The 21537-nt window shown below is 60.7% G+C and carries 21 protein-coding genes and 3 tRNA genes; 7 read left to right on the forward strand and 17 right to left on the reverse strand.

The annotated features are described in order from the left end of the window. Positions 1-171 precede the first annotated feature (171 nt). Positions 172-753 carry a cupin domain-containing protein gene (locus tag KUV45_RS16060; RefSeq protein WP_206944764.1) on the forward strand — a complete coding sequence of 194 codons (582 nt, stop codon included), beginning with the start codon at positions 172-174 and terminating at the stop codon, positions 751-753. A gap of 119 nt (positions 754-872) precedes the next feature. Here KUV45_RS16060 and KUV45_RS16065 read toward each other — a convergent pair whose 3' ends face one another. From KUV45_RS16065 to KUV45_RS16130, 14 genes are all read right to left on the reverse strand, one after another. Further along, a complete protein-coding gene (locus tag KUV45_RS16065) occupies positions 873-2138 on the reverse strand; it encodes a uracil-xanthine permease family protein (RefSeq protein WP_222163330.1) in 1266 nt (421 codons plus the stop codon). A 308-nt stretch (positions 2139-2446) separates the two neighbouring features. Continuing rightward, entirely contained in the window at positions 2447-4186 is a 1740-nt protein-coding gene (locus KUV45_RS16070) for an ABC transporter substrate-binding protein (protein ID WP_206944572.1), read from the reverse strand. A gap of 76 nt (positions 4187-4262) precedes the next feature. Then, positions 4263-4535, reverse strand: coding sequence for a DUF2160 domain-containing protein (locus KUV45_RS16075; RefSeq protein WP_206944573.1), 273 nt, complete (start codon positions 4533-4535; stop codon positions 4263-4265). 11 nt (positions 4536-4546) lie between these two features. Then, the gene (locus KUV45_RS16080; protein ID WP_374107045.1) at positions 4547-5323 is read right to left on the reverse strand and encodes a carbohydrate ABC transporter permease; all 777 of its coding nucleotides are present in this window, start codon (positions 5321-5323) and stop codon (positions 4547-4549) included. A 109-nt stretch (positions 5324-5432) separates the two neighbouring features. Next, entirely contained in the window at positions 5433-6320 is an 888-nt protein-coding gene (locus tag KUV45_RS16085) for a carbohydrate ABC transporter permease (RefSeq protein ID WP_206944575.1), read from the reverse strand. Then, complete coding sequence (locus tag KUV45_RS16090; RefSeq protein WP_222163331.1) at positions 6317-7417, reverse strand: ABC transporter ATP-binding protein; 1101 nt, start codon at positions 7415-7417, stop codon at positions 6317-6319. Before KUV45_RS16090 ends, KUV45_RS16085 begins: the two co-directional genes overlap by 4 nt. Then, positions 7418-8560 (reverse strand): ABC transporter ATP-binding protein, encoded by a 1143-nt coding sequence (locus tag KUV45_RS16095; protein WP_222163332.1) that lies wholly within the window; start codon positions 8558-8560, stop codon positions 7418-7420. Between the two features lie 361 nt (positions 8561-8921). Beyond that, complete coding sequence (gene upp / locus KUV45_RS16100) at positions 8922-9551, reverse strand: uracil phosphoribosyltransferase (RefSeq protein WP_206944580.1); 630 nt, start codon at positions 9549-9551, stop codon at positions 8922-8924. A 176-nt stretch (positions 9552-9727) separates the two neighbouring features. Beyond that, positions 9728-10411 carry a uracil-DNA glycosylase gene (gene ung, locus KUV45_RS16105; RefSeq protein ID WP_222163333.1) on the reverse strand — a complete coding sequence of 228 codons (684 nt, stop codon included), beginning with the start codon at positions 10409-10411 and terminating at the stop codon, positions 9728-9730. A 5-nt stretch (positions 10412-10416) separates the two neighbouring features. Then, positions 10417-10893: a xanthine phosphoribosyltransferase gene (gene gpt, locus KUV45_RS16110; RefSeq protein WP_206944584.1), complete on the reverse strand. Its 477-nt coding sequence runs from the start codon at positions 10891-10893 to the stop codon at positions 10417-10419. A gap of 3 nt (positions 10894-10896) precedes the next feature. Continuing rightward, entirely contained in the window at positions 10897-11442 is a 546-nt protein-coding gene (locus KUV45_RS16115; RefSeq protein ID WP_206944586.1) for an adenine phosphoribosyltransferase, read from the reverse strand. 155 nt (positions 11443-11597) lie between these two features. Further along, on the reverse strand, positions 11598-12929 hold the full coding sequence (locus tag KUV45_RS16120; protein WP_206944588.1) for an NCS2 family permease: 1332 nt from the start codon (positions 12927-12929) through the stop codon (positions 11598-11600). Between the two features lie 238 nt (positions 12930-13167). Next, entirely contained in the window at positions 13168-13662 is a 495-nt protein-coding gene (locus KUV45_RS16125) for a cytochrome P460 family protein (RefSeq protein WP_222163334.1), read from the reverse strand. Between the two features lie 229 nt (positions 13663-13891). Then, positions 13892-14518, reverse strand: coding sequence for a riboflavin synthase subunit alpha (locus KUV45_RS16130; RefSeq protein WP_222163335.1), 627 nt, complete (start codon positions 14516-14518; stop codon positions 13892-13894). Between the two features lie 493 nt (positions 14519-15011). Here KUV45_RS16130 and KUV45_RS16135 point away from each other — a divergent pair, with 493 nt between their 5' ends. The 4 genes from KUV45_RS16135 (at position 15012) to KUV45_RS16150 (ending at position 18131) form a co-directional block, all read left to right on the forward strand. Next, entirely contained in the window at positions 15012-16055 is a 1044-nt protein-coding gene (locus KUV45_RS16135; protein ID WP_222163336.1) for a methionine ABC transporter ATP-binding protein, read from the forward strand. Next, complete coding sequence (locus tag KUV45_RS16140) at positions 16036-16689, forward strand: methionine ABC transporter permease (RefSeq protein ID WP_206944596.1); 654 nt, start codon at positions 16036-16038, stop codon at positions 16687-16689. The genes KUV45_RS16135 and KUV45_RS16140 overlap by 20 nt, the downstream gene beginning before the upstream one ends. Before the next feature lie 96 nt (positions 16690-16785). Beyond that, positions 16786-17580 (forward strand): MetQ/NlpA family ABC transporter substrate-binding protein, encoded by a 795-nt coding sequence (locus KUV45_RS16145; RefSeq protein WP_222163337.1) that lies wholly within the window; start codon positions 16786-16788, stop codon positions 17578-17580. 83 nt (positions 17581-17663) lie between these two features. Continuing rightward, entirely contained in the window at positions 17664-18131 is a 468-nt protein-coding gene (locus KUV45_RS16150) for a GAF domain-containing protein (RefSeq protein ID WP_222163338.1), read from the forward strand. Positions 18132-18450: 319 nt separating this feature from the next. Here the strand turns inward: KUV45_RS16150 and KUV45_RS16155 are convergent. From KUV45_RS16155 to KUV45_RS16165, 3 genes are all read right to left on the reverse strand, one after another. After that, positions 18451-18527 (reverse strand) — tRNA-Val (locus KUV45_RS16155). A gap of 29 nt (positions 18528-18556) precedes the next feature. Then, positions 18557-18633: transfer RNA gene (locus tag KUV45_RS16160), tRNA-Val, on the reverse strand. 90 nt (positions 18634-18723) lie between these two features. Continuing rightward, positions 18724-18800: transfer RNA gene (locus KUV45_RS16165), tRNA-Val, on the reverse strand. A gap of 282 nt (positions 18801-19082) precedes the next feature. Between KUV45_RS16165 and KUV45_RS16170 the strand changes: the two genes are divergently transcribed. After that, on the forward strand, positions 19083-19841 hold the full coding sequence (locus KUV45_RS16170) for a DeoR/GlpR family transcriptional regulator (RefSeq protein ID WP_222163339.1): 759 nt from the start codon (positions 19083-19085) through the stop codon (positions 19839-19841). Positions 19842-20028: 187 nt separating this feature from the next. Continuing rightward, positions 20029-21531: a glycerol kinase GlpK gene (glpK, locus tag KUV45_RS16175; protein ID WP_222163340.1), complete on the forward strand. Its 1503-nt coding sequence runs from the start codon at positions 20029-20031 to the stop codon at positions 21529-21531. The last annotated feature ends 6 nt before the right edge of the window (positions 21532-21537 follow it).

Consider the following 21537-nt stretch of genomic DNA (forward strand, 5'->3'; position numbering starts at 1 on the left):
CTCCTATTGCTATGTTCGTCATGCATCACTACATGATGCCTCAGGCCGTAGGTAGTCGCCATGCACGCATAGAGGTAGTCCGAGAGCGCGAGGGTGACCCACCCAGGCCATAGCAGGTATCATGTGTCCATCATTTTGCACGACAGCGACTCACGAATGGCGGACACCAGGATGGACGACGGTTTCGATGTCGGCGCTAGGTTGCGCCAACTACGTCAGGAAAAACAGTTATCTCAGCGCGAACTAGCGAAAAGAGCGGGCGTCACCAACAGTACTATCTCGCTTATCGAGCTGAATAATGTCAGCCCTTCGGTCAGCTCCCTTAAGAAGATACTTGACGCCTTGCCGGTCTCCATCAGCGCCTTCTTCGCCGCCGACGAGCCCAATCATCCGAGCCCCTTCTATCGCGCTGCGGAGTTGACCGAGATCGGTGATCGCCACCTTTCATGGCGACTTGTCGCCGCCAGACGCCCCGACCGGCGCATGTCGGTACTGCACGAGCGCTATCCACCGGGTGCCGATACCGGCGAGGAAATGCTGGAGCATGATGGCGAAGAAGGCGGTGTCGTCATCGCCGGGGAGATCGAGATCACCGTCAACGGAGAGACGGGGCTGCTTGGCCCAGGAGATGCCTACTACTTTGACTCCCGCCTGCCCCACCGGTTTCGCAATCTGGGGCAGGAAGAATGCGTGATCGTCAGCGCCAATACCCCGCCCACCTTTTCAGATGGTGGCGAACAGATCCATCACTGAGAGCTTGGCTGTTCAGCCCTTGTCCGATCAGGACCGCAGGGACAATCTCACCGCTCACCGAGTGAGCGTCAAAGCAGTGGACGACGCCGCCAGGCTGCGGCGTCGCCCCGGCACTTCGGCTAGGCCTCTTCCCGAGCGCGCGGCAGTACCAAGTTCAGCGCGATGCCCACCAGGGCGGCGAGGCTGACGCCCTGCAGGGCAAACTGCCCTCCACCAAACTGCATGCCACCAATACCGAAGACCAGAATCAACGACACGACCACCAGGTTGCGGGGCGCTGTCAGCGGCTTGCCCGCGCGCACCAGGGTATTCATCCCGACTACCGCAATGGAACCGAACAGCAGCGTCATGATGCCCCCCATGACCGGCGCAGGTATGGTCTGGAGCACGGCTCCCAGCTTGGCCACGAAGGCCAGCAGGATGGCCACCAACGCCGCCGACACCATGAACATCGGATTGAACGCCCGGGTCAGGGTGACCGCCCCGGTTACCTCGGAGTAGGTGGTATTGGGCGGCCCACCAAACATGGCCGCAGAGATGGTGGCGAGGCCATCGCCCAGCAAGGTGCGATGAAGACCGGGCTTTTCCAGGTAGTTGCGGCGCGTGACCGAACCGATGGCAATCATGTCACCAATGTGCTCGACCGCAGGCGCAATGGCCACAGGGATCATGAACGCGATGGCCAACCAGTTGAAGCTAGGAGCGGTAAAGGATGGCAGCGCCAGCCAAGAGGCTTCGCGCACCGGAGTAAAGTCAACGACTCCCATCAACAGGGCCAGCAGGTAGCCCGTCACGATGCCACCCATGATCGGCACCAGGCGCAGCAGACCACGTCCGAACACTGCCAGAATCAAGGTAACCAGCAAGCTCGACATGGACAGAACCATGGCCTGAGCGTAACCGATCCCTTCGCTGTTCTCACCGGTCGCCATATTGACCGCTACGGGCGCCAGAGCAAGGCCGATCACCATGATGACGGGCCCTACCACCACCGGCGGCAGCAACCGATGAAGCCAGCCGGTCCCCTTCAGACGCACCGCCTGCGAGATCACCACGTACACCAGGCCCGCCGCGATCAACCCGCCCAGAGTGGCGGACACCCCAAAGTGCGCAATGGAGCCCTGAATTGGCGCGATGAAGGCAAAGGAGGATGCCAGGAACACCGGCACCGTCATCCGCGTGGTGAAGTGAAACACCAGCGTACCGATACCGGCGGTGAACATAGCGACATTGGGATCAAGCCCGGTCAGCAGAGGCACCAGCACCAGGGCACCGAAGGCCACGAACAGCATCTGCGCGCCGACCAGCGCGAGTCTGGGCAATGAATCCGACGCCGTCGCTGAGGGTTCGGGTGGCTGAGTTGACGAAGAATGGGGGTCAGACATGAGGGGGCTCCGTGGTGAACAGGAAGTCTGTTGTGGGGCGAGAAGAGACTCATCGCGCCGACAGCCGATTCCAAACGCGGGCCATGTTACCAATCCCGGCGCCCCTTCAGGGCACAATTTTGCGCCAACCCCAGGTCGCCAACGTAGCAATCACGCAACCCTCCCCCTTTTTGCCAAGCGCTAGTCCCCCCTTTGGCTCCCCCTGATGGCTCACCCTAATGGCTCACTCAGTGCGACTGAAACTGCTCTGCAAGACAAAGCCCCCCATCCTGAGGATTGGGGGGCCGGCACACACCGCTATACCGGGATTACTCTCGGGTACCCGCGGACATCCAGTCTTCCATCATCTGGTCATAGGGCACCGTGGTGCCCTGGGGCATTTCATCGTCCAGCTTGGCCTTGGGCGAGCCAGGCTGGCTCAGCCACTGCTCGGGATCCTTGGGCTCGTTGAGAATCGGCTCGTAGGTGGCAAACACCTTGGCCCGAGCCAGTCGCGCCATGATGTTATCCAGATCTGCCGCCAGATTATCGAGCGCCTCCTGGGCGGAAATATCGCCATTCACCGCCGGTGCCAAGTTCTGCCACCACAATGGCGCCATGCGCGGATAGTCCGGCACATTGGTTCCCGTTGGCGTCCACTTGGCTTCGTTGGGGCTACGGTAGAACTCCACCAGCCCACCCAGCTTGGGCGCCATCTCGGTCATCTGCTCGGAGAAGATGTCCGACCGCCGAATCGGCGTCAGCCCCGCCATCAGCTTTTCCAGAGACACCGTCTTTGACACGCTGAATTGAGCGAACAACCAGGCAGCACTGCGACGGTCTTCAGGCGTCGAGTCGAAGAAGGTCCAGGCGCCAACATCCTGATAGCCCACCTTCATTCCTTCTTCCCAGTACGGACCCGTCGGTGATGGGGCCATCCGCCATTTGGGATTTCCCTGGTCATCGGTCACCGCCACGTCCGGGCTGACCATGTCGGCGGTAAAGGCGGTGTACCAGAACATCTGCTGCGCCACATTACCCTGGGCCGGCACGGGGCCCGCCTCACCAAAGGTCATGCCCTGTGCCTCGGGAGGAGCAAAGTCTCTGAGCCACTCGACCATCTTGGTGACGGCAAACACCGAAGCCGGGGAATTGGTGGCCCCGCCTCGGCTGACGCTGGCTCCCACCGGATGACTGTCCTCGTCTACGCGAATACCCCAGTCATCCACCGGGTTGCCGAACGGCACCCCAGGGCTGCCCATTCCGGCCATTGATAGCCAGGAGTCATGGAAACGCCAACCCAGCGAGGGATCTCGACGTCCATAATCCATATGGCCATAGACCTTTTGCCCGTCGATCTCGCCGATGTGCTCGCTGAAGAACTCAGCGATATCCTGGTACGCCGTCCAGTTGGTCGGCACGCCTAGCTCATAGCCGTAGAGATCACGGAACTGCTGTTGAAAGTCCTCTCTCTGGAACCAGTCGTAGCGGAACCAGTAAAGGTTCGCGAACTGCTGGTCCGGTAGCTGGTAAAGGCTGCCATCTGGCCCCGTGGTGTACTGAATCCCGATAAAGTCCTCCAGATCCAGGCTTGGCAGCGTCAGCTCCTTCCACTCGTTGGCCATGGCATCACTGAGATTGATGGTCGATCCGTAGCGAATGTGGGTGCCAATGGAATCGGAGTCATTGATATAGGCGTCGTAGATATTGCGACCCGACTGCATCTGGGTCTGCATGTTCTGAACCACATCCCCCTCGCCGATGATGTTGTGGGTCACCTCTATCCCGGTCAGCTCGAGAAAGGCCGGCGTCAGCACGTCCCGCTCCCAGGTATGGGTGGTCAACCCTTCCGCCACCGTGTTGATTGCCATGCCACGAAAGGGCTCCGCGGCCTCGGCAAACCACTCCAGTTCGGCGATCCGCTGCTCCCGCGTCAAGGTGGAGTTTGCGAACACTTCATCGGCCAGCCGCTCGATCACTGCGGCACGATCTTCCTGGGCAATGGCGTCGCCTGCCAATAGCAGCAATCCGGCTACACCTACCCTGCTGAGCTTGCGTCTCACGTTCATGGTCACCTCATTGTTATCATTGATGAAGGCCAGCCTCGCTATCGTCGCCAGCCAATGGGTGCAGGCATCCTGTCGGTTACCCCCAGCGCAACAGCAGCACCATCCACACCACCGATAACGCCAATGCCAGCCACAGACCAAGGCTGGTAAAGCCGATAACGGCGAGGTGGATATACGCCGCCGACAGCATGCCGATAAAGAACCGGTCTCCCCGCGTTGTGCTGATCGGAAGAAAACCGCGGCGCTCGCGGCTGGGCGAGATCAGCTCCCAGGTGGTCATCAGCACCAGCAGCAGTGCGATCACGGAGAAGAACATCGCCGTAGGTAGGGTCCACACCATCCAGTCCATGTCGCGGCTCCTTAGGTGCGCCCCAGAGCAAAGCCCTTGGCGATATGATGACGGACGAAAAACACCACCACGATGCCCGGCACGATGGTCAGCACTCCCGCTGCCGCCAGGGTTCCCCAATCGATACCAGAGGCGGTGGAGGTTCTCGTCATGACAGACACGATGGGCTGGGCCTCCGTGGAGGTGAGGGTACGGGCCAGCAGCAGCTCGACCCAGGAAAACATGAACAGAAAGAACAGGGTCACGCCGATGCCTGAGCGAATCATCGGAATGAAGACCTGGACAAAGAACCGCGGAAAGCTATAGCCATCGATAAAGGCGGTCTCGTCAATTTCCTTGGGCACGCTGGACATGAAGCCCTCGAGAATCCAGACCGCCAACGGTATGTTGAACAGGCAATGGGCCAAGGCCACGGCGATGTGCGTATCGAACAGGCCGACCGTGTAGTAGAGCTGAAAGTAAGGCAGCAGGAAGACGGCAGGCGGCGCCATCATGTTGGTCAAAAGCCAGAAGAACAGGTGCTTGTCACCGATGAACCGATAGCGACTGAAGGCATAGGCGGCGGGCAAGGCCACCACCATGCTGATGACCATGTTCATCACCACATAGGTCATGGAGTTGACGTAGCCCATGTACCAGCTGGGGTCGGTGAAGATCCGGGTGTAGTTGTCGAAGGTCAGCGCCTGAGGCCACAGGGTCAGCTCTCCCAGGATCTCGTTGTTGGTCTGCAGTGACATATTGACCAACCAGTAGATGGGTAGCAGTACGAACACCAGATAGGCCAGCATCAACCCACCGCGGCGTATCCTGCGTCCGGCCGAGCGCTGGCGACGCCGACGCCTGGCCGCCTGCCGTGCGGCGTGCTCGTTCACCTGGTCAGGGCTGGATGGCAATGGCCTAGTCATGGCGCGACCCTCCTTGGCGATCCTTCTGCAGATTCATGATGGCGGTATAGAACACCCAGCACACCAGCAGAATGATCAGGAAGTAGATCAACGAGAACGCCGCCGACGGCCCCACATCGAACTGGGCGGTGGCCATGATGGCGAGGGACTGACTGAGAAAGGTGGTGGCACTGCCCGGCCCACCGCCGGTCAGCACGAAGGGTTCCGCATAGATCATGAAGGAGTGCATGAACCGGAGCAGCACGCCAATCACCAGCACATTGGTCAACTTGGGCAATTGGATGTAGCGGAACACCGCCCAGCGTGACGCCCGGTCAATCCTGGCAGCCTGGTAGTAGGCCTCGGGAATCGCCTGCAGACCGCTGTAACACAGCAAGGCGATCAGCGATGTCCAATGCCACACATCCATCAGCACGATGGTGACCCAGGCATCCATCGGATTCGAGGTGATGTTGTAGGGATACCCCAGTTGGCGCAGGCTGAAACCCATCAGACCGATATCCCCGCGGGTGAAGATCTGCCAGATGCTGCCGACCACATTCCAGGGAATCAGCAGTGGCAATGTCACCAGCACCAGCACCAGCGAGGCCCGCCAGCCCCGCTTGGGCATCAGCAACGCGATACCGACCCCCAGGGGCACTTGAATCACCAGAATGGTCAGCGAGAAGGCAAACTGCCGACCCAGAGCCGCCTGCAAGGCGGGGTCATTGAGCATTTGCACGAACCATTCGGTTCCGGTGAAAAACCGCGTATTGGCGTCGAACACATCCTGTACGGAGTAATTGACCACGGTCATCAACGGCACAATGGCGGAGAATGCCACCAGCAACAGCATGGGCAGCACCAGCCACCAGGCCCGGTTATTCGGCACCTTGTTCATGACGCCACCTCCACCCGCCGTTCATCCACGTAGAGCCCCAACCAACGCTCGGGAAAGTACAGGTGAATGCACGACGTCGCTGGGTCGAGGGCATCGTCGACCCGTACCTTGCAGGTCAAACTGCCCAGCGAGGCAGTGACAATGCGGTAGGTACCAAGATCTTGAAGGTGGGAGACCGTGGCTAGCATGCCGCCGTCGTCCGCGGACACCACCTCGATGAATTCAGGCCGAATGCCGAGGGTGACTTTGTCACTGCGGGACATGGCATCGCGCAGGGCGTTCATAAAGCCGGGCGAAAGCGGCAGCGGCTGCCCACCCACGAGTGCCCCATCGGCGTCGAGCTGTGGCGTGAAGAAGTTCATGCCGGGACTACCGATGAAGTAACCGACAAAGGTATGTGCGGGGGCTTCAAAGAGTTCCCGCGGCGTCCCGAATTGCACGATGCTGCCTTGGTACATCACCGCGATCTTGTCGGCAAAGGTGGAGGCCTCCAGCTGATCATGGGTCACGTAGATCATCGTGACCGCAAAGCGCTGATGAATCTCCTTGAGCTTGCGACGCAGCTTCCATTTCAGCTGGGGATCGATCACCGTCAATGGCTCATCAAACAGAATCGCCGCAACATCGTCGCGCACCAGCCCCCGCCCCATCGACACTTTCTGCTTTTCATCGGCCGTCAGATTGCGCGCCTTGCGCGGCAGTTGCGCGGTCAGGTCGAGAATGTCCGTCACCTCCTCGACCCGCTCTCTGACGCGCTCCTCGGAAGTGCCGACGTTACGCAGAGGAAAGGCCAGGTTGTCGAACACGGTCATGGTGTCGTAGACCACCGGAAACTGGAACACCTGGGCAATGTTGCGCTCTTCCGGCGGCAGTTCATTGACCTGAACACCATCGAACAGCACCTCGCCCTGGGACGGCACCAGTAGACCGGAGATAATATTCAGCAGCGTCGACTTGCCGCATCCAGACGGCCCAAGCAGCGCGTAGGCGCCTCCCTGTTCCCAGGTATGCGTCATGCGCTCGATCGCAAAGTCAGCCGGACCGGACGGCTGCTGCAGATAGCTGTGCGCCAGTTGCTCAAGACGTATCTCTGCCATCTAGCGCTCCTCCCGATGGATCGCATTCGCGGGGGTGTGCTCGGCTCCGCGTGACATACTGGCCCCCACCTCAGCAGGCACAGCCACCGTCCTGCCCTCCATGTCGAACACGTACAGCCGATGCACCGGCACGTATAGCCGCAGCGGAGCGTCTACCTGAAAGCCGTGCACACCCGCCAGATGGGCCACCAGCGACATGCGAGCGTTGCCCACATGGAGAAACGTCTCGGAGCCACTGATCTCGGCCAGCTCGACGCAGACATCCAAGGCTAGGTCATCGTCGGATTGCGGCGCGATCGCCAGGTGGGCAGGACGTACCCCAAAGTGGTAGCGCCCCTCTTCGAGCCGCGACATGCCGGCGTCAACGGCGAAAGCGGGCTCGCCATCAAAACTGACGTGGCCGTCCCGGATCTCGCCTTCGAGCACATTCATGGGGGGTTCGGAGAACATGTCCGCAGCGGTCAGCGACACCGGCTCACGGTACACCGTCGCGGCAGGCCCATGCTGGACCAGGCGACCTTCATGCAGAATGGCGGTGTCGCCACCCAGCGCAAGCGCCTCTGCGGGCTCCGTGGTGGCGTAGACAGCGATGCAGTCCCGTCGGGCGAACAGCTCACGCAGCTCTTCCCGAAACTCTTCCCGCAGCTTGTAGTCCAGATTGACCAGAGGCTCATCGAACAACACCAGCTCAGCGTCCTTGACTAGCGCCCGCGCCATCGCGGTGCGCTGCTGCTGCCCGCCAGACAGCTCCAGCGGCTGACGATCCAGCAGTCCCTCGATATGCAGCAGCTCAGCCACCTCCTGCACCCGGCGCCGAAGTTCTGCCTTGGGAACCCGCGCCAGCTTGAGCGGAGATGCAATGTTGTCGAAGACACTCTGGTGGGGGTAGTTGATGAACTGCTGGTAGACCATGGCCACATTGCGTTGGCGCACGCCCTTGCCTGTCACGTCTTCACCGTTGATCAGGATACGTCCTCGGCTGGGTTGATCCAGCCCAGCCATCAAGCGCATCAGGCTCGTCTTTCCCGCCAGGGTTCGCCCCAGCAGAACATTGAACGAGCCTGGCGCCAGCGTCAGACTAACGTCGTCAATGTGGGTCTCGTTTGCCACCCTGCGGGTGACACCGTCGAGGATCAGGGTCATGGGCCGTCTCATTCCACCGAACATCGCCCTCCTTCGAAGGCGTCATCTGTACGGTAGTAGAGATTGTCGAAGGCACCCCGGTGTTTTTAAACGAAACCCCTCAATCACCCCGACACATCACCAACAATCCATTACAACACATTGAAATAAAAAGGTTTTCACCAATTCATCAACTTTTGTCTAATGCAGAACACTTCTGCGCAGCATCCTCTCGTGCGCAGGCAATGTTGTTTTAGTGAAAAAAAATGCGCCCAATGTTCGTAAAAGAACATTGGGCGCATGTCTTGACAGCCAGTCTGATCAACTCGCCGGGGCGACGGCCGTAACCGACCGCATCATGACCCCGCAGGCGTGGCTGGTCTCAACGAGTACCAAAGATCTTGTCGCCGGCATCGCCGAGACCGGGAACGATATAGCCGTTCTCGTCCAGGCGCTCATCCACGGATGCGGTATAAATCTCGATATCCGGGTAGGCCTCCTGCACGCGGCGAATGCCCTCCGGCGCCGCGACCAGCACGATCACACGCATCAGCTGACAGCCGCGTTCACGCAGCATGTCGAGCGTGGCGACCATGGAGCCACCGGTAGCCAGCATCGGGTCGATGACTACCGCCATGCGCTCATCGAGGTCGTTGGTAAACTTCGAGAAATAGGGAACAGGCTCCAGCGTTTCCTCATCACGGTACAGGCCAACGACGCTGACCCGCGCACTGGGAATCAGGTCGGTCACGCCCTCCAGCATGCCCAGACCGGCACGCAGGATCGGGACGATCGTCACCTTCTTGCCCTTGAGCTGCTTGACGGTAATGGTGTTGCCACTCCAGCCGTCGATGGCGTGATCTTCCAGCTCCAGATCCTGAGTCGCCTCGTAGGTGAGCAGTTTGGCCACCTCGCCAGCCAGCTCACGGAAGCTCTTGGTGCTGATACCGGCTTCACGCATCAAACCGAGTTTGTGCTGGACCAGGGGGTGATCGATGGCATGGACGCTCATGACGAGTCCTCTTAGATGACGGAGAGGGTGGGACTAGGACGACCTTCGTCGCATGGACGCGGGCGACAAATTGCGCGCCATTCTACCCGTATCCTGCTCTCAGGTTAACCCGCTGCGAACAATCGCCGCTGAGCCTTGCCACCGACGCCTGCACGGCCCGGTGGCGAGGCAGCCCGCTAGGGGCTAGACGGCAGCTGCCAGTCGATCGGCCCACGCCCCTGCTCTTGGAGAAACGCATTCGCCCGCGAGAAGTGGTGGTTACCGAAGAAGCCTCGATGGGCGGACAGCGGCGAGGGGTGCGGCGACTCCAGCACCAGGTGACGCTGACGATCCACCAGCGCTTTCTTCTGGCGCGCGTGGGAGCCCCACAGCAGGAACACGCAGGGCCCTGCTTCGGCGCTCACGGTCTGGATGGCACGATCGGTAAACGTCTCCCAGCCCTTGCCGCGATGGGAGCCAGCATTGCCCTCTTCCACCGTCAATGAGGTGTTCAACAGCAGTACGCCCTGCCTCGCCCAGGCCTCGAGATGCCCGTGGGGCACAGGCTCCACACCCAGGTCCTGGGCCAGTTCCTTGTAGACATTGACCAGGGAAGGCGGCGGCTTGATGCCGGCACGTACCGAAAAGCACAGGCCGTGGGCCTGGCCAGGACCGTGGTAGGGGTCCTGGCCGAGAATGACGACCCTGACGTCTTCGAGCGGGGTCAGTTCAAAGGCGCGAAACCAATCCGACGAATGCGGATAGATCACCTTGCGCGCAGCCTTCTCGTCAGCCAGGAAGGTCTTCAACTGCTGCATGTAAGGCGCGTCGAACTCTGCTCCCAGGTGACGCTGCCACGCTCCCGACAACACCTGCCCCATGGCCATCACCGACGCTGATCGGCCAGGGGTTCCACATAGGCCACACCCATGTCCCAGGGGAACTGGATCCAGCAGTCCTGAGCCACCTCCGTCAGGTACTGATCCACCAGGGGGCGCCCTTCAGGCTTGGCATAGATCGTCACGAAATGCGCCTTGGGCAGCATCTCGCGGACGGCCTTGGCGGTCTTGCCGGTATCGACCAGGTCGTCGACAAGCAGCCAACCTTCGCCGTCGTGATCGACGCCCTTGAGCACCTCGAGGCCCTCTTGCTCCATGTGGTCGTAGCTCTTGATACAGACCGTATCGATCAAGCGCACATTGAGTTCACGGGCGATCAAGGCGGCCGGAATCAGTCCGCCCCGAGTGATAGCGATGATGCCCTTGGTGTCGCGCTCGATCAGCCGATGACACAGCTCGCGCACATCGCGATGCAGCTGGTCCCAGGAGACGACAAAATGACGGTGATAACGATGGCTACTCATGGATCATTCGTCCTCAGTGAACGAGCAAACGGCGAATACGCTGTGACCTGCATCACGAATCTTCTGCGAACCACCCAGGTCGGGCAGGTCCACGATGGCAGAGGTCTCCACCACCTGGCCGCCACTGCGACTGATCAATTCAGCTGCCGCCAGCATGGTGCCTCCGGTAGCGATCAGATCATCGACGACCAGGATACGATCACCATTGCGGAAGGCATCGGAGTGCAGCTCAACCTCAGCCGTGCCGTACTCGAGCGTATAGGTCTGGCTGATGGTGCGAAACGGCAGTTTGCCCTTCTTGCGCACCGGCACAAAGCTGCAGCCCAGCTCGTAAGCGACGGGCGCGCCGACGATAAAACCGCGAGCGTCGATCGCCGCAATCGCGTCCAGATCCATCTCCTGATAGCGGTGCACAAAGCTATCGATGAGCTTGCGGAAGGCGGCACTGTTCTGCAAAAGCGGGGTGATGTCACGAAAATTGACGCCCGGCTGTGGCCAGTCGGGAACGGTGCGAATGACAGACTTGATGTAGTCGCCGTAAATGCTCATGGCGGTTCTCGCTAGAAATCGGGTACGAAGGAAATGACAACATCGGGTAGCCCCGCTGACAAGCTACCCGTCAGATTGACCGTTGCACGGTCCGTCACGCCACCCGCCGCCATTTGCGTCAAACCCGGCGGCGGAGAGAGGCGGAGGAGCGCCGGTCAATCGAGGAAAATCATCTTGATGGCAAACAGTACGCCCAGGATGACCACGGCAACGTTCAGGTCCTTGAAGCGACCTGACAGGGCCTTGATGGCGACATAGCTGACAAAGCCAAACGCAATACCCTCGGCAATCGAGAAGGTCAACGGCATGGCCAGAGCGGCGATCAGTACCGGGGCCGCCTCGGTGGCATCATCCCAGTCGGCGTGAGCCAGACTGCCCGCCATCAGGGAGGCCACGTACAGCAGCGCCCCCGCCGTGGCGTAGGCAGGTATGGAGCCCGCCAGCGGCGCAAAGAACAGGCTGAGCAGGAACAGTACGGCCACTACCACGGCCGTCAGGCCAGTCCGCCCGCCGGCAGCGATACCTGCCGTGCTTTCGACGTAGCTGGTAGTGGTCGAGGTGCCCAGCGCCGCACCTGCCATGGAGGCAGTAGAGTCGGCCATCAGCGCGCGCCCCAGACGAGGCAGCTTGCCATCCTTGTCCAGCAGTCCACCGCGATGAGCCACACCGACCAGCGTGCCGGAGGTATCGAACAAGTCAACAAACAGGAAGGCAAAGACCACGCTGATCATCGCCACGTTGAACGCGCCAGCGAGGTCCATCGACATCAAGGTCGGTGCAATGGAAGGCGGCATCGACACCACACCGCTGAATTCATTGTGTCCAAGCAGCATGGCAACCAGCGTCACGCCGAGAATGCCAATCATCACCGCCCCGGTGACCCGCAGGTGAGCAAGCGCGGTGATGACGAAGAAGCCGGCAAGGGCGTAAAGCGGCGCAGGCTCGGAAAGGTCACCGACTGACACCAGAGTGGCCGGGTTATCCACGATGATGCCAGCATTTTTCATGGCCACCATGGCAAGAAACAGGCCGATGCCGGCAGCAATCCCGAGCCTCAATGTGATCGGAATGGAATTGATGATCCATTCGCGAATGCGGAAGATACTGAGCAGAAAGAAGGTAACGCCCGACAGGAACACCGCACCCAGTGCCGCCTCCCAGGTATAGCCCATCCCGAGCACGACGCCATAGGTGAAGAAGGCATTGAGGCCCATACCCGGCGCCAGGGCGATGGGGTAATTGGCCCACAGACCCATGATCAGACAGCCCACCGCCGCGGCCACACAGGTAGCCACGAAGACCGCCCCGTAGTCCATGCCCGCTTCGGACAGGATGCTTGGGTTGACGAAGATGATGTACGCCATGGTCAGGAAGGTCGTGATCCCGGCGATGACCTCTGTCTTCACGGTAGTACGGTGTTCGCTGAGCTTGAAGAAGCGATCGAGGGGACTCTTGCCCTGGTTCGATTCAGGCTGGGGATTGGACATGCGCTAGGTCCTGCACGTGGAGTCAATGAGGGGGTGTCCAGGACGAGAGTCACCGACCGTGCCCCGCCACCCGGTGGCTAGAGACACCATATAGCAGGCCGCCGGGGGACGCACGACGATACTGCACAATGAAGCCAACGCTTGACCGCGTCTGCCACCGAACAGATCGGTGCCAAAACGCACATCGGGCGCGATGCAACAGCACCTGCGCCCGACGGTGGCGACTCTCGAAAGCGCGCTACTCTACCAGAATCGGGTAGGCTTCGGTATAGATCCAGTCCTTGTCCTTTGCCGGGACATGGCAGCCCAGGCAGTCGGTCTGGTAGTCCGCCGACACATTGGTCGCCGGGTCGTCAGTCTTGAACAAGGCCCAGCCCCAGCCGTCCCCCCAACTGCCATTACTGTCGGCAAAGCGGTTGGTCGCGTCCTTGACCATCACAAACCACTGTTTGATGGTGTCGTTCTCGTAGCTCACACCGGCGCCAGTGGTGTAGTCACCGGTGCTATGGGCGCGCAGCTCCTTTACCAGCACAGCACCGTCGGGGAACACGCCGTTTTCCCGATAGGCACCAATGCTCTCGGGCTCGGTATAGACGTTGTGGAAGCCGCTCGCATCTCCCCCTGGCACAAACCAGGAGCCCAGGTGGGCCATCTCGGTGCGGAAATTATCGGGCAGGTGAATGGTGCCGTCGTCGTCTACCCAGGGTGATAGATCACTTTCGGCGGTCGCCATCGTGGCAAACCCGCACGCTAGGATGCACGCCCCTGCCGCCAATACCTTGGCTGTAATTTTCATGGTCGTCCTCACTGATCACGGTCGGTGCAAAATCGGAATGTGGCATCCGATTAAGTTAGCACCGCCTCAAGCGAGGAAGGCCCTCGTCTCCTCTGCTACGGGCGCTACGGCACAGCGAGCAAGACGATCTCCGACGTCCACAGCGAACAAGGCCACCGCCCCTGATTCAGGCGCCGCCTTTCGCCGCCAGCACTCGCTCAACGGTCTCGACAATCGCCTGGGTCTGGGGGTCCACCTCGATATTGACCCTGTCTCCGGGTCGACGATCCGCCAGCGTCGTGCGGGCCAGCGTCTCCGGAATCAGGTCGACGCAGAATGCACCGCCACGGGTTTCCTGACGCAGTGCACCGATGGTCAGACTGATGCCATCGACGCCGATATAGCCCTTGGTGAAGACGAACCTGTCCAGCCCCTCCGGCAACAGAAACCAAAGGCGCCGATTATTGGGCGCCTCGTCCAGCTCCACCAGCTCCGCCTGCGCCATGACATGCCCTGACATGGCGTGCCCGCCGATCTCATCGCCAAAACGCGCCGCACGCTCGATGTTGACGCGGTCGCCAATGGACACCGCGCCTAGATTGGTCACCCTGAGGGTCTCGCGCATCAGGTCGAAACTGACCCGATCGCCGTCCACCGCAGTCACCGTCAGACACACCCCGTTATGGGCCACGGACGCGCCCAGCGCCAGACCTTCCAGCAAGTGCTCCGGCAGGCGCACGACATGGGTGCGAAACGCCTCAGCTTCGATCATGTCGACCACTTCAGCGGTGCCTTGCACAATCCCGGTAAACATCCTCATCTCCTCGCCAGCGAAAAGGCCTCGGCCTTCGATCGGGCCAGTCTATGGATCTCCGCCCTAAAGTTCCATGCAAGCGACGGCCCCGCCCCACGAAAGGCGATGATCAAGCGTCACCCTCTTGGCCTTCATGGGTCTTCTGCCGGCATTCCCCGTGGGTGGGTAAGTGGGCGGGTGACTCGGCGGTAGACGAACCTCCATCTTGACGCCCCCATCCACGTCGACAAGTGATTGACAGGACTCAGCAAGCCCCCTATTCTTGCCGGCTACATTTTTAGGCGCCGATTTGTACCCGGATTGCGGGCGCCCGTGCCATGACACTCACAAGGTGTCAGCGCATGAAGTGCAGCTAAAAGGGTGTGTCCAGCGTTGATGGCCACCCGCCAGGGTGGCCTTTTTTTTGGACACCCCTTGCTCTTGCCTGCCCTCTGCCTGACCTGCCCATGGTCCTGCCCGCCCCCGGTCACTCGGTGCCCACCCGGTGGCTGACATGATACGACTGACCAACCTCTCAAAGACCTTCGGCACCGGACCACGCGCGGTCCAGGCGCTGAAAAACGTCAACCTGCATGTGCCTCGCGGACAGATTCACGGCGTCATCGGCCTGTCGGGCGCTGGCAAGTCCACCCTGATTCGTTGCGTCAACCTGCTGGAGCGCCCTACCACGGGCACCGTAGAAGTCGACGGCCAGGAGCTGACCGGGCTCGCGGGGCCGGCCCTCAACCAGGCCCGCCATCGCATCGGCATGATCTTCCAGCATTTCAACCTGCTGACGTCGCGCACCGTGTTCGACAACGTGGCGCTGCCGCTTGAGCTGATGGGCGTCAAGGGAGCGGAGATCAAGGAACGTGTCACGCCTCTGCTCGAGCTGGTTGGCCTGGCGGACAAGGCCAAGCAATATCCCGCCCAGCTGTCCGGCGGCCAGAAGCAGCGCGTCGCGATTGCCCGGGCCCTGGCCAGCCGGCCACAAGTGCTGCTGTGCGATGAAGCCACCTCAGCGCTGGATCCGCAGACCACCGCCTCCATTCTGGAACTGCTTCAGGACATCAACCAGAAGCTCGGACTGACCATCCTGCTGATTACCCATGAGATGGAGGTGGTCAAGACCATCTGCCACCGAGTCGGCCTGATTTCCGGCGGCGAGCTGGTCGAGGAGGCCGATGTGGGTGACTTCTTCACCTCGCCACGCACGGCCCTTGGCCGCCACTTCCTCAATGACTTTCTCGAGCTGGAGCCGCCACGGGAGCTGATCGACCGACTCGAACCCCAGGCGGGCGAGCACACTCACCCGGTGGTACGCCTGGCCTTCTCCGGCGATGCAGTATCAACGCCATTGATCTCGCGCCTGGCCCGGGAGTGTGGAGTCGACGTCAGCATTCTGCAGGCCAAGGTCGAGTCCATCCAGGAACGCACCCTCGGCCTGATGATCGCCGAACTGATGGGAGGTGCCGACGACACTCGCCGCGCCCTCGACTATCTGCAAGCCCATGACCTGACAGTGGAGGTGCTCGGCCATGTCCAGCGCGATGTTTAATCTGATTCTCGAAGCCACTCTGGACACGCTGTACATGGTGGCGGTCTCGGGCATTCTCTCCGCCCTGGTCGGCATCCCACTGGGCGTCCTGCTGTACGTGACTCGGCCTGGCCAGATCCTGGCACAGCCGGTCCTTCAGTCGGTGCTCGGCATCGTGACCAATATCGGGCGCTCGATCCCCTTTATCATCCTGATGGTGGCCATCATTCCGTTCACTCGCATGCTGGTCGGCTCCTCCATTGGCACCAATGCCGCGGCCGTCCCCCTGACCATCGCGGCCATTCCCTTTATTGCACGTCTGGTGGAGGGAGCACTGAACGAAATCTCTCCCGGCCTGGTGGAAGCCGCGCAGTCCATGGGCGCCACGCCCTGGCAAATCATTTCAAAAGTGCTTCTGCCAGAAGCACGTGGCGGCATCTTTACCGCATTGACGGTCACCGCCGTCACCCTGGTCAGTTACTCCGCCATGGCCGGAGCCGTTGGCGGCGGCGGATTAGGCGACCTGGGCATCCGCTATGGCTACAATCGCTTCAATCCAACGATCATGCTGATCACCGTCGCTATTCTGGTCGTCATGGTGCAAGTCTTTCAGAGCCTGGGCGACTATCTGGTGCGCAAGAGCAACCATAAATGACCCTCAGCAACATATAGCGAAAACGAATTAGCAAAACCTTTGTTATTCCATTATCATCGCGGCACACGTCATCACCGCCTATGGGAGACACCGATCATGCGCAAGACATTGCTGGGCGCCCTTGCCCTTTCTACCCTGTCACTGGCCATCAGCCAGGCCAACGCTGACGAGCACAGCATCAAGGTAGGCACCGTAGCGGGCCCGGAGACCGACGTCATGCAGGTCGCCGCCGAGCTGGCAGAAGAGCGTTATGGCCTGGACGTGGAGATCATTGAGTTCACCGACTACGTGACACCCAATGCCGCACTCGCCGACGGCAGCCTGGACGCGAACGCCTACCAGCATGAGCCGTACATGAACGCCATGGTCAATGATCGGGGCTATGACTTCGCCATTGCCGGACGCACCTTCGTGTACCCCATCGGCGCCTATTCCGAGAAGCACACCAGCATCGACGAACTGCCGGAGGGCGCCACCATCGCCCTGCCCAACGACCCGTCGAACGAAGGCCGCTCGCTGATCCTGCTGCACAATGAGGGCCTGATCACCCTCGATGATCCGGAGAACCTCGAGGCCACACCGCTGAACATCGTGGAAAATCCCCACGACTTCGACTTCCGCGAAATCGAAGCGGCCCAGCTCCCCCGCGTACTGCCGGATGTGGACATGGCCTTCATCAATAACACCTTCGCTCAGCCCGCCGGCCTGACCCTGGAGGACGCGCTGGTCAAGGAAGGTCCCGAGTCACCCTACGTCAACATCATTGCCGTGCGTAGCGGCGACGAAGACAGCGAAGCCATTCAGCAGCTGGTCGACGCCTACCAGAGCGACGAAGTCGCTGCCAAGGCCGAGGAACTGTTCAAGGGCTCCGCGGTGCCTGGCTGGAAGTAACCCATACTGGCTCTTCGAGGCCGGCCAATGCTGATCAGCATGGTCGGCCTTTTTCACTTCTGCAGGACGGAATCAAGACCCTCATGTCATCCTATGACCTTCTGGTGCGTCAGCTCAGCGCCCTTCTCGACAGCGATGATTGGCTGACCAACGCCGCTCAGACCAGCGCCTTTATCATGCAGGAAGTCGAAGCGCTGAACTGGGCAGGCTTCTATCTTCACAAGACGCCACAGGTGCTGTCGCTTGGCCCTTTCCAGGGCAAGCCAGCCTGCCACCCCATTCCGTTCAACAAGGGGGTTTGCGGTGCGGCGGCCCGAAGCCTTGAGACCCAGCGCGTCGACGACGTGCATGCGGTAGCGGACCACATCGCCTGCGACAGCGCATCCCGCTCCGAGCTGGTCGTCCCGATTCTCGATGCCGCAGGCCAGCTGTGGGGAGTCCTCGACCTGGACAGCCCACAGCAAGGGCGCTTCAGCGCCGACGACCAGGCAGGCATCGAGCGCCTGGTAGAGGTCTTTCGGCAGGCCAGCGGGCTGAGTTCTGAGCTCTGAGTTCTGAGTTCTGAGTTCTAAGTTCTAAGTCCGGAGGCCTAAGTCTCACCACATCGCTGCCAGCTCAAGGGCAGTGACGCCTCCAGGGCGTTACTGCCCTACTCTGCCGGCCGCTACCCCTTCCGCCTGCTCTCTCGTCACCTACCCCTCGCCAGCCTGCCCCTCGTCACCACGCCTCTCGTCACCACACCTCTCGTCAGCGAGGGCATCCTGGGGCTTTACGAGGGGCCACTGACAGGCAGCGGCGCGCTGAAGACACAATGATCCACCAACGAAAAAGGCCCCGAGCAAATAGTGCTCGGGGCCTTTCTCTGGAATCTGGTAGGACCAGGCGGATTTGAACCGCCGACCTCCACGATGTCAACGTGGCGCTCTAACCAACTGAGCTATGGTCCTGCTGTATAACGCTAACTGCGGCTACTGACTGGTAGGACCAGGCGGATTTGAACCGCCGACCTCCACGATGTCAACGTGGCGCTCTAACCAACTGAGCTATGGTCCTGCAAAGATCAGCCTTGCTATTACTGCATGTGCCACTACTCCCTGTACCACTACAACAGGCACCGGCAAGAAATGTGGCAGAAATGCAAAATGGTAGGACCAGGCGGATTTGAACCGCCGACCTCCACGATGTCAACGTGGCGCTCTAACCAACTGAGCTATGGTCCTACACTGTCCAGAGGAACGAATTACCCTTGAGCAACCTTCCTTTACTGGACCTGTCCGGGCGACGCCTTGAAGGGCCTCATCCCTGACAACGGATGCGAATTCTACGGGATCGTCAGAATAATGCAAGCCCTTGAGTTCACCGAATGATTTTTTCTGATGGAGCGTGCTCGGCCATGCGCTTCGCCCTCCCCCAACATGAACCACGAGCACCGGGTGAAGACCATCGCCAACCACTGCCAAGTTCGTTTACGATCACCAGATATCGCTTAGGGAACGCCTGAGATGAATCAGCAACAGCGTCAGGATGCCATCATCGACCTGGTCAGCCGCCAGGGGTACGCCAGCATCGAGCAGTTGACCGACCACTTTGGCGTGACACCGCAGACGATCCGGCGCGATCTCAATGCACTGGCCGAAACGGGACGCATCAGGCGTGTTCATGGTGGCGCCGGCCTGGAATCCAGCACCGTCAACACCGCCTACGCCACCCGCAAGACGCTCAACCTGGATGCCAAGCGACGGATCGCCGCCAGCGTCGCCCGCCAGGTACCTCATCACGCCTCGCTGTTCATCAACATCGGAACCAGCAACGAACTGATCGCTGAAGCGCTGCTGGAGCATCAGGGACTGGAAGTCATCACCAATAACCTGAACGTGGCGTCCATCCTCCACCCCAAGGAAGATTTCAAGGTGATCGTGGCTGGCGGCCAGGTTCGCCCGCGGGATGGGGGAATCATCGGCGAAGCCACCATCGACTTCATCCATCAGTTCAAGGTCGACATCGGCCTCATCGGTATCAGCGGGATAGACGAGGATGGCTCACTGCTGGAGTTCGACTATCAGGAAGTGCGCGTCGCCCAGGCCATCATCCAGAATTCACGTCAGGTATTTCTTGCCGCTGACCACTCGAAATTCCGCCGCAACCCCGTGGTGCGGCAAGGCAACGTCGCACAACTCGATGCGTTGTTCACCGACCGTCAGCCACCAGAGCCCATTGCCCGCCTTCTCAGGACACATGACGTGGCCCTGCACATCGCGTGACTCGCCTGTCTCCGCGACCTGAGGCGAGCCTCCATGGTCGTTTTTCGCGCATGCATTTGTTCGTTAGCCAACATCTGTCTATGCTTATTTTCGAATCCGAAACCCTCTGAACCGTTACCGCCTCTGGCCAAGCGTACGTTCATCCACCACGCTGAAGTCGTCATTCGCGTTTCAGGAAACCTTGCCCATGCAACGCCCCTACATTCTTGCCTTCGACCAAGGGACCACCAGCTGTCGCGCGATCCTGTTCGACCAGGCGACCCGTATCGTTGGCATCGCCCAGAAAGAGTTCACCCAACACTACCCACAGGCGGGCCGTGTTGAGCACGACGCGATGGAAATCTGGGGCTGCCAGATGGGGGTGGCCCGGGAGGTGCTGGAAACCCAAGGGGTCAAACCCAGTCAGGTCGCGGCGATCGGCATCACCAACCAGCGTGAGACCACCCTGGTCTGGGACCGACACACCGGCAAGCCGATCCATAACGCCATTGTGTGGCAGGACCGGCGCACCGCACCCTTGTGCGATGCGCTCAAGGACAAGGGGCTTGAACAACATATTCGTGACACCACCGGGCTGGTGGTGGACGCCTACTTCTCCGGCACCAAGATCCGCTGGATACTCGATCAGGTCGACGGTGCCCAGCAGCGAGCAGAAGCCGGCGACCTGCTGTTCGGTACCATGGACAGCTGGCTTTTGTGGAATCTCACCCGTGGCGAACAGCATGTCACCGATGTCTCCAACGCATCACGCACCATGCTGTTCAATATTCACTCCCTGGAATGGGATGCTCGCCTGCTGGAGGCTCTCGATATTCCGCTGGCCATGCTGCCGCAGGTCAGGTCATCCAGCGAGGTCTATGGCACCACCGCCAAGGAAATGTTCGGCGGGGCGCAGATCCCCATCGCCGGTATTGCCGGGGATCAGCAAGCGGCGCTGTTCGGCCAGGCCTGCTTCGAAAAAGGCATGGTCAAGAATACCTACGGCACCGGCTGCTTTTTGCTGATGAATACCGGCGATACCCCCGTACCGTCGCCGTCAGGCCTGCTGACCACTGTGGCCTGGAGCCTGGACGGCAAGGTCACCTATGCCCTGGAGGGCTCGATTTTCATCGCCGGCGCCGCCATTCAGTGGCTGCGGGACGAACTCAAGATGATCGACGCGGCGGAAGACTCCGAGTACTACGCCAGCAAGGTCGAGGATGCCGACGGTGTCTATGTGGTACCGGCCTTCGCGGGTCTCGGCGCCCCCTACTGGGACATGTACGCCCGAGGCGCCATCTTCGGCCTGACCAGAGGCTCGAGCAAGGAACATATCACTCGCGCTACCCTCGATGCGCTGGCCTACCAGACCCGCGACATCATCGATGCCATGCAGGCCGACTCGGGCATCACCCTGAAGGCACTCAGGGTCGACGGAGGTGCGGTGGCCAATAACGTCATGATGCAGTTCCAGGCGGACATGCTCGCCGTCAACGTGGAGCGCCCCCAGGTCATCGAGAGCACGGCGCTCGGCGCCGCTTATCTGGCCGGCATTGCGGTCGGGCACTGGAGCCTGGAGCAGCTGGCCCACAGTGGCGATATCGAACGCACCTTCTGCCCGGCGATGGCCGAAGAGGAACGCGAGCGGCGCTACAAGGGTTGGAAGAAGGCCGTGCGGCGGACCATGAACTGGGAGCGCGACGACACCTGACACCTC

Origin of the sequence: Halomonas sp. DP3Y7-2, from assembly GCF_019800795.1 — a bacterium.
In the GTDB taxonomy this organism is placed as follows: Bacteria; Pseudomonadota; Gammaproteobacteria; order Pseudomonadales; family Halomonadaceae; genus Halomonas; species Halomonas litopenaei_A.

Excerpts from the sequence above, each read along its gene's own strand:
- KUV45_RS16080 (WP_374107045.1), bottom strand. The coding sequence starts at position 5,323 with ATGCTGGCCTATCTGGTGTTCGTACTGCTACCCATCTACTGGTTGGTC.
- KUV45_RS16125 (WP_222163334.1), bottom strand. The coding sequence starts at position 13,662 with ATGGCGACCGCCGAAAGTGATCTATCACCCTGGGTAGACGACGACGGC.
- KUV45_RS16130 (WP_222163335.1), bottom strand. The coding sequence starts at position 14,518 with ATGTTTACCGGGATTGTGCAAGGCACCGCTGAAGTGGTCGACATGATC.
- KUV45_RS16120 (WP_206944588.1), bottom strand. The coding sequence starts at position 12,929 with ATGTCCAATCCCCAGCCTGAATCGAACCAGGGCAAGAGTCCCCTCGAT.
- KUV45_RS16090 (WP_222163331.1), bottom strand. The coding sequence starts at position 7,417 with ATGGCAGAGATACGTCTTGAGCAACTGGCGCACAGCTATCTGCAGCAG.
- KUV45_RS16075 (WP_206944573.1), bottom strand. The coding sequence starts at position 4,535 with ATGGACTGGATGGTGTGGACCCTACCTACGGCGATGTTCTTCTCCGTG.
- KUV45_RS16060 (WP_206944764.1), top strand. The coding sequence starts at position 172 with ATGGACGACGGTTTCGATGTCGGCGCTAGGTTGCGCCAACTACGTCAG.
- KUV45_RS16170 (WP_222163339.1), top strand. The coding sequence starts at position 19,083 with ATGAATCAGCAACAGCGTCAGGATGCCATCATCGACCTGGTCAGCCGC.
- KUV45_RS16070 (WP_206944572.1), bottom strand. The coding sequence starts at position 4,186 with ATGAACGTGAGACGCAAGCTCAGCAGGGTAGGTGTAGCCGGATTGCTG.
- KUV45_RS16135 (WP_222163336.1), top strand. The coding sequence starts at position 15,012 with ATGATACGACTGACCAACCTCTCAAAGACCTTCGGCACCGGACCACGC.
- KUV45_RS16085 (WP_206944575.1), bottom strand. The coding sequence starts at position 6,320 with ATGAACAAGGTGCCGAATAACCGGGCCTGGTGGCTGGTGCTGCCCATG.
- gpt (WP_206944584.1), bottom strand. The coding sequence starts at position 10,893 with ATGAGTAGCCATCGTTATCACCGTCATTTTGTCGTCTCCTGGGACCAG.
- KUV45_RS16140 (WP_206944596.1), top strand. The coding sequence starts at position 16,036 with ATGTCCAGCGCGATGTTTAATCTGATTCTCGAAGCCACTCTGGACACG.
- upp (WP_206944580.1), bottom strand. The coding sequence starts at position 9,551 with ATGAGCGTCCATGCCATCGATCACCCCCTGGTCCAGCACAAACTCGGT.
- KUV45_RS16145 (WP_222163337.1), top strand. The coding sequence starts at position 16,786 with ATGCGCAAGACATTGCTGGGCGCCCTTGCCCTTTCTACCCTGTCACTG.
- KUV45_RS16115 (WP_206944586.1), bottom strand. The coding sequence starts at position 11,442 with ATGAGCATTTACGGCGACTACATCAAGTCTGTCATTCGCACCGTTCCC.
- glpK (WP_222163340.1), top strand. The coding sequence starts at position 20,029 with ATGCAACGCCCCTACATTCTTGCCTTCGACCAAGGGACCACCAGCTGT.
- ung (WP_222163333.1), bottom strand. The coding sequence starts at position 10,411 with ATGGGGCAGGTGTTGTCGGGAGCGTGGCAGCGTCACCTGGGAGCAGAG.
- KUV45_RS16150 (WP_222163338.1), top strand. The coding sequence starts at position 17,664 with ATGTCATCCTATGACCTTCTGGTGCGTCAGCTCAGCGCCCTTCTCGAC.
- KUV45_RS16095 (WP_222163332.1), bottom strand. The coding sequence starts at position 8,560 with ATGACCCTGATCCTCGACGGTGTCACCCGCAGGGTGGCAAACGAGACC.
- KUV45_RS16065 (WP_222163330.1), bottom strand. The coding sequence starts at position 2,138 with ATGTCTGACCCCCATTCTTCGTCAACTCAGCCACCCGAACCCTCAGCG.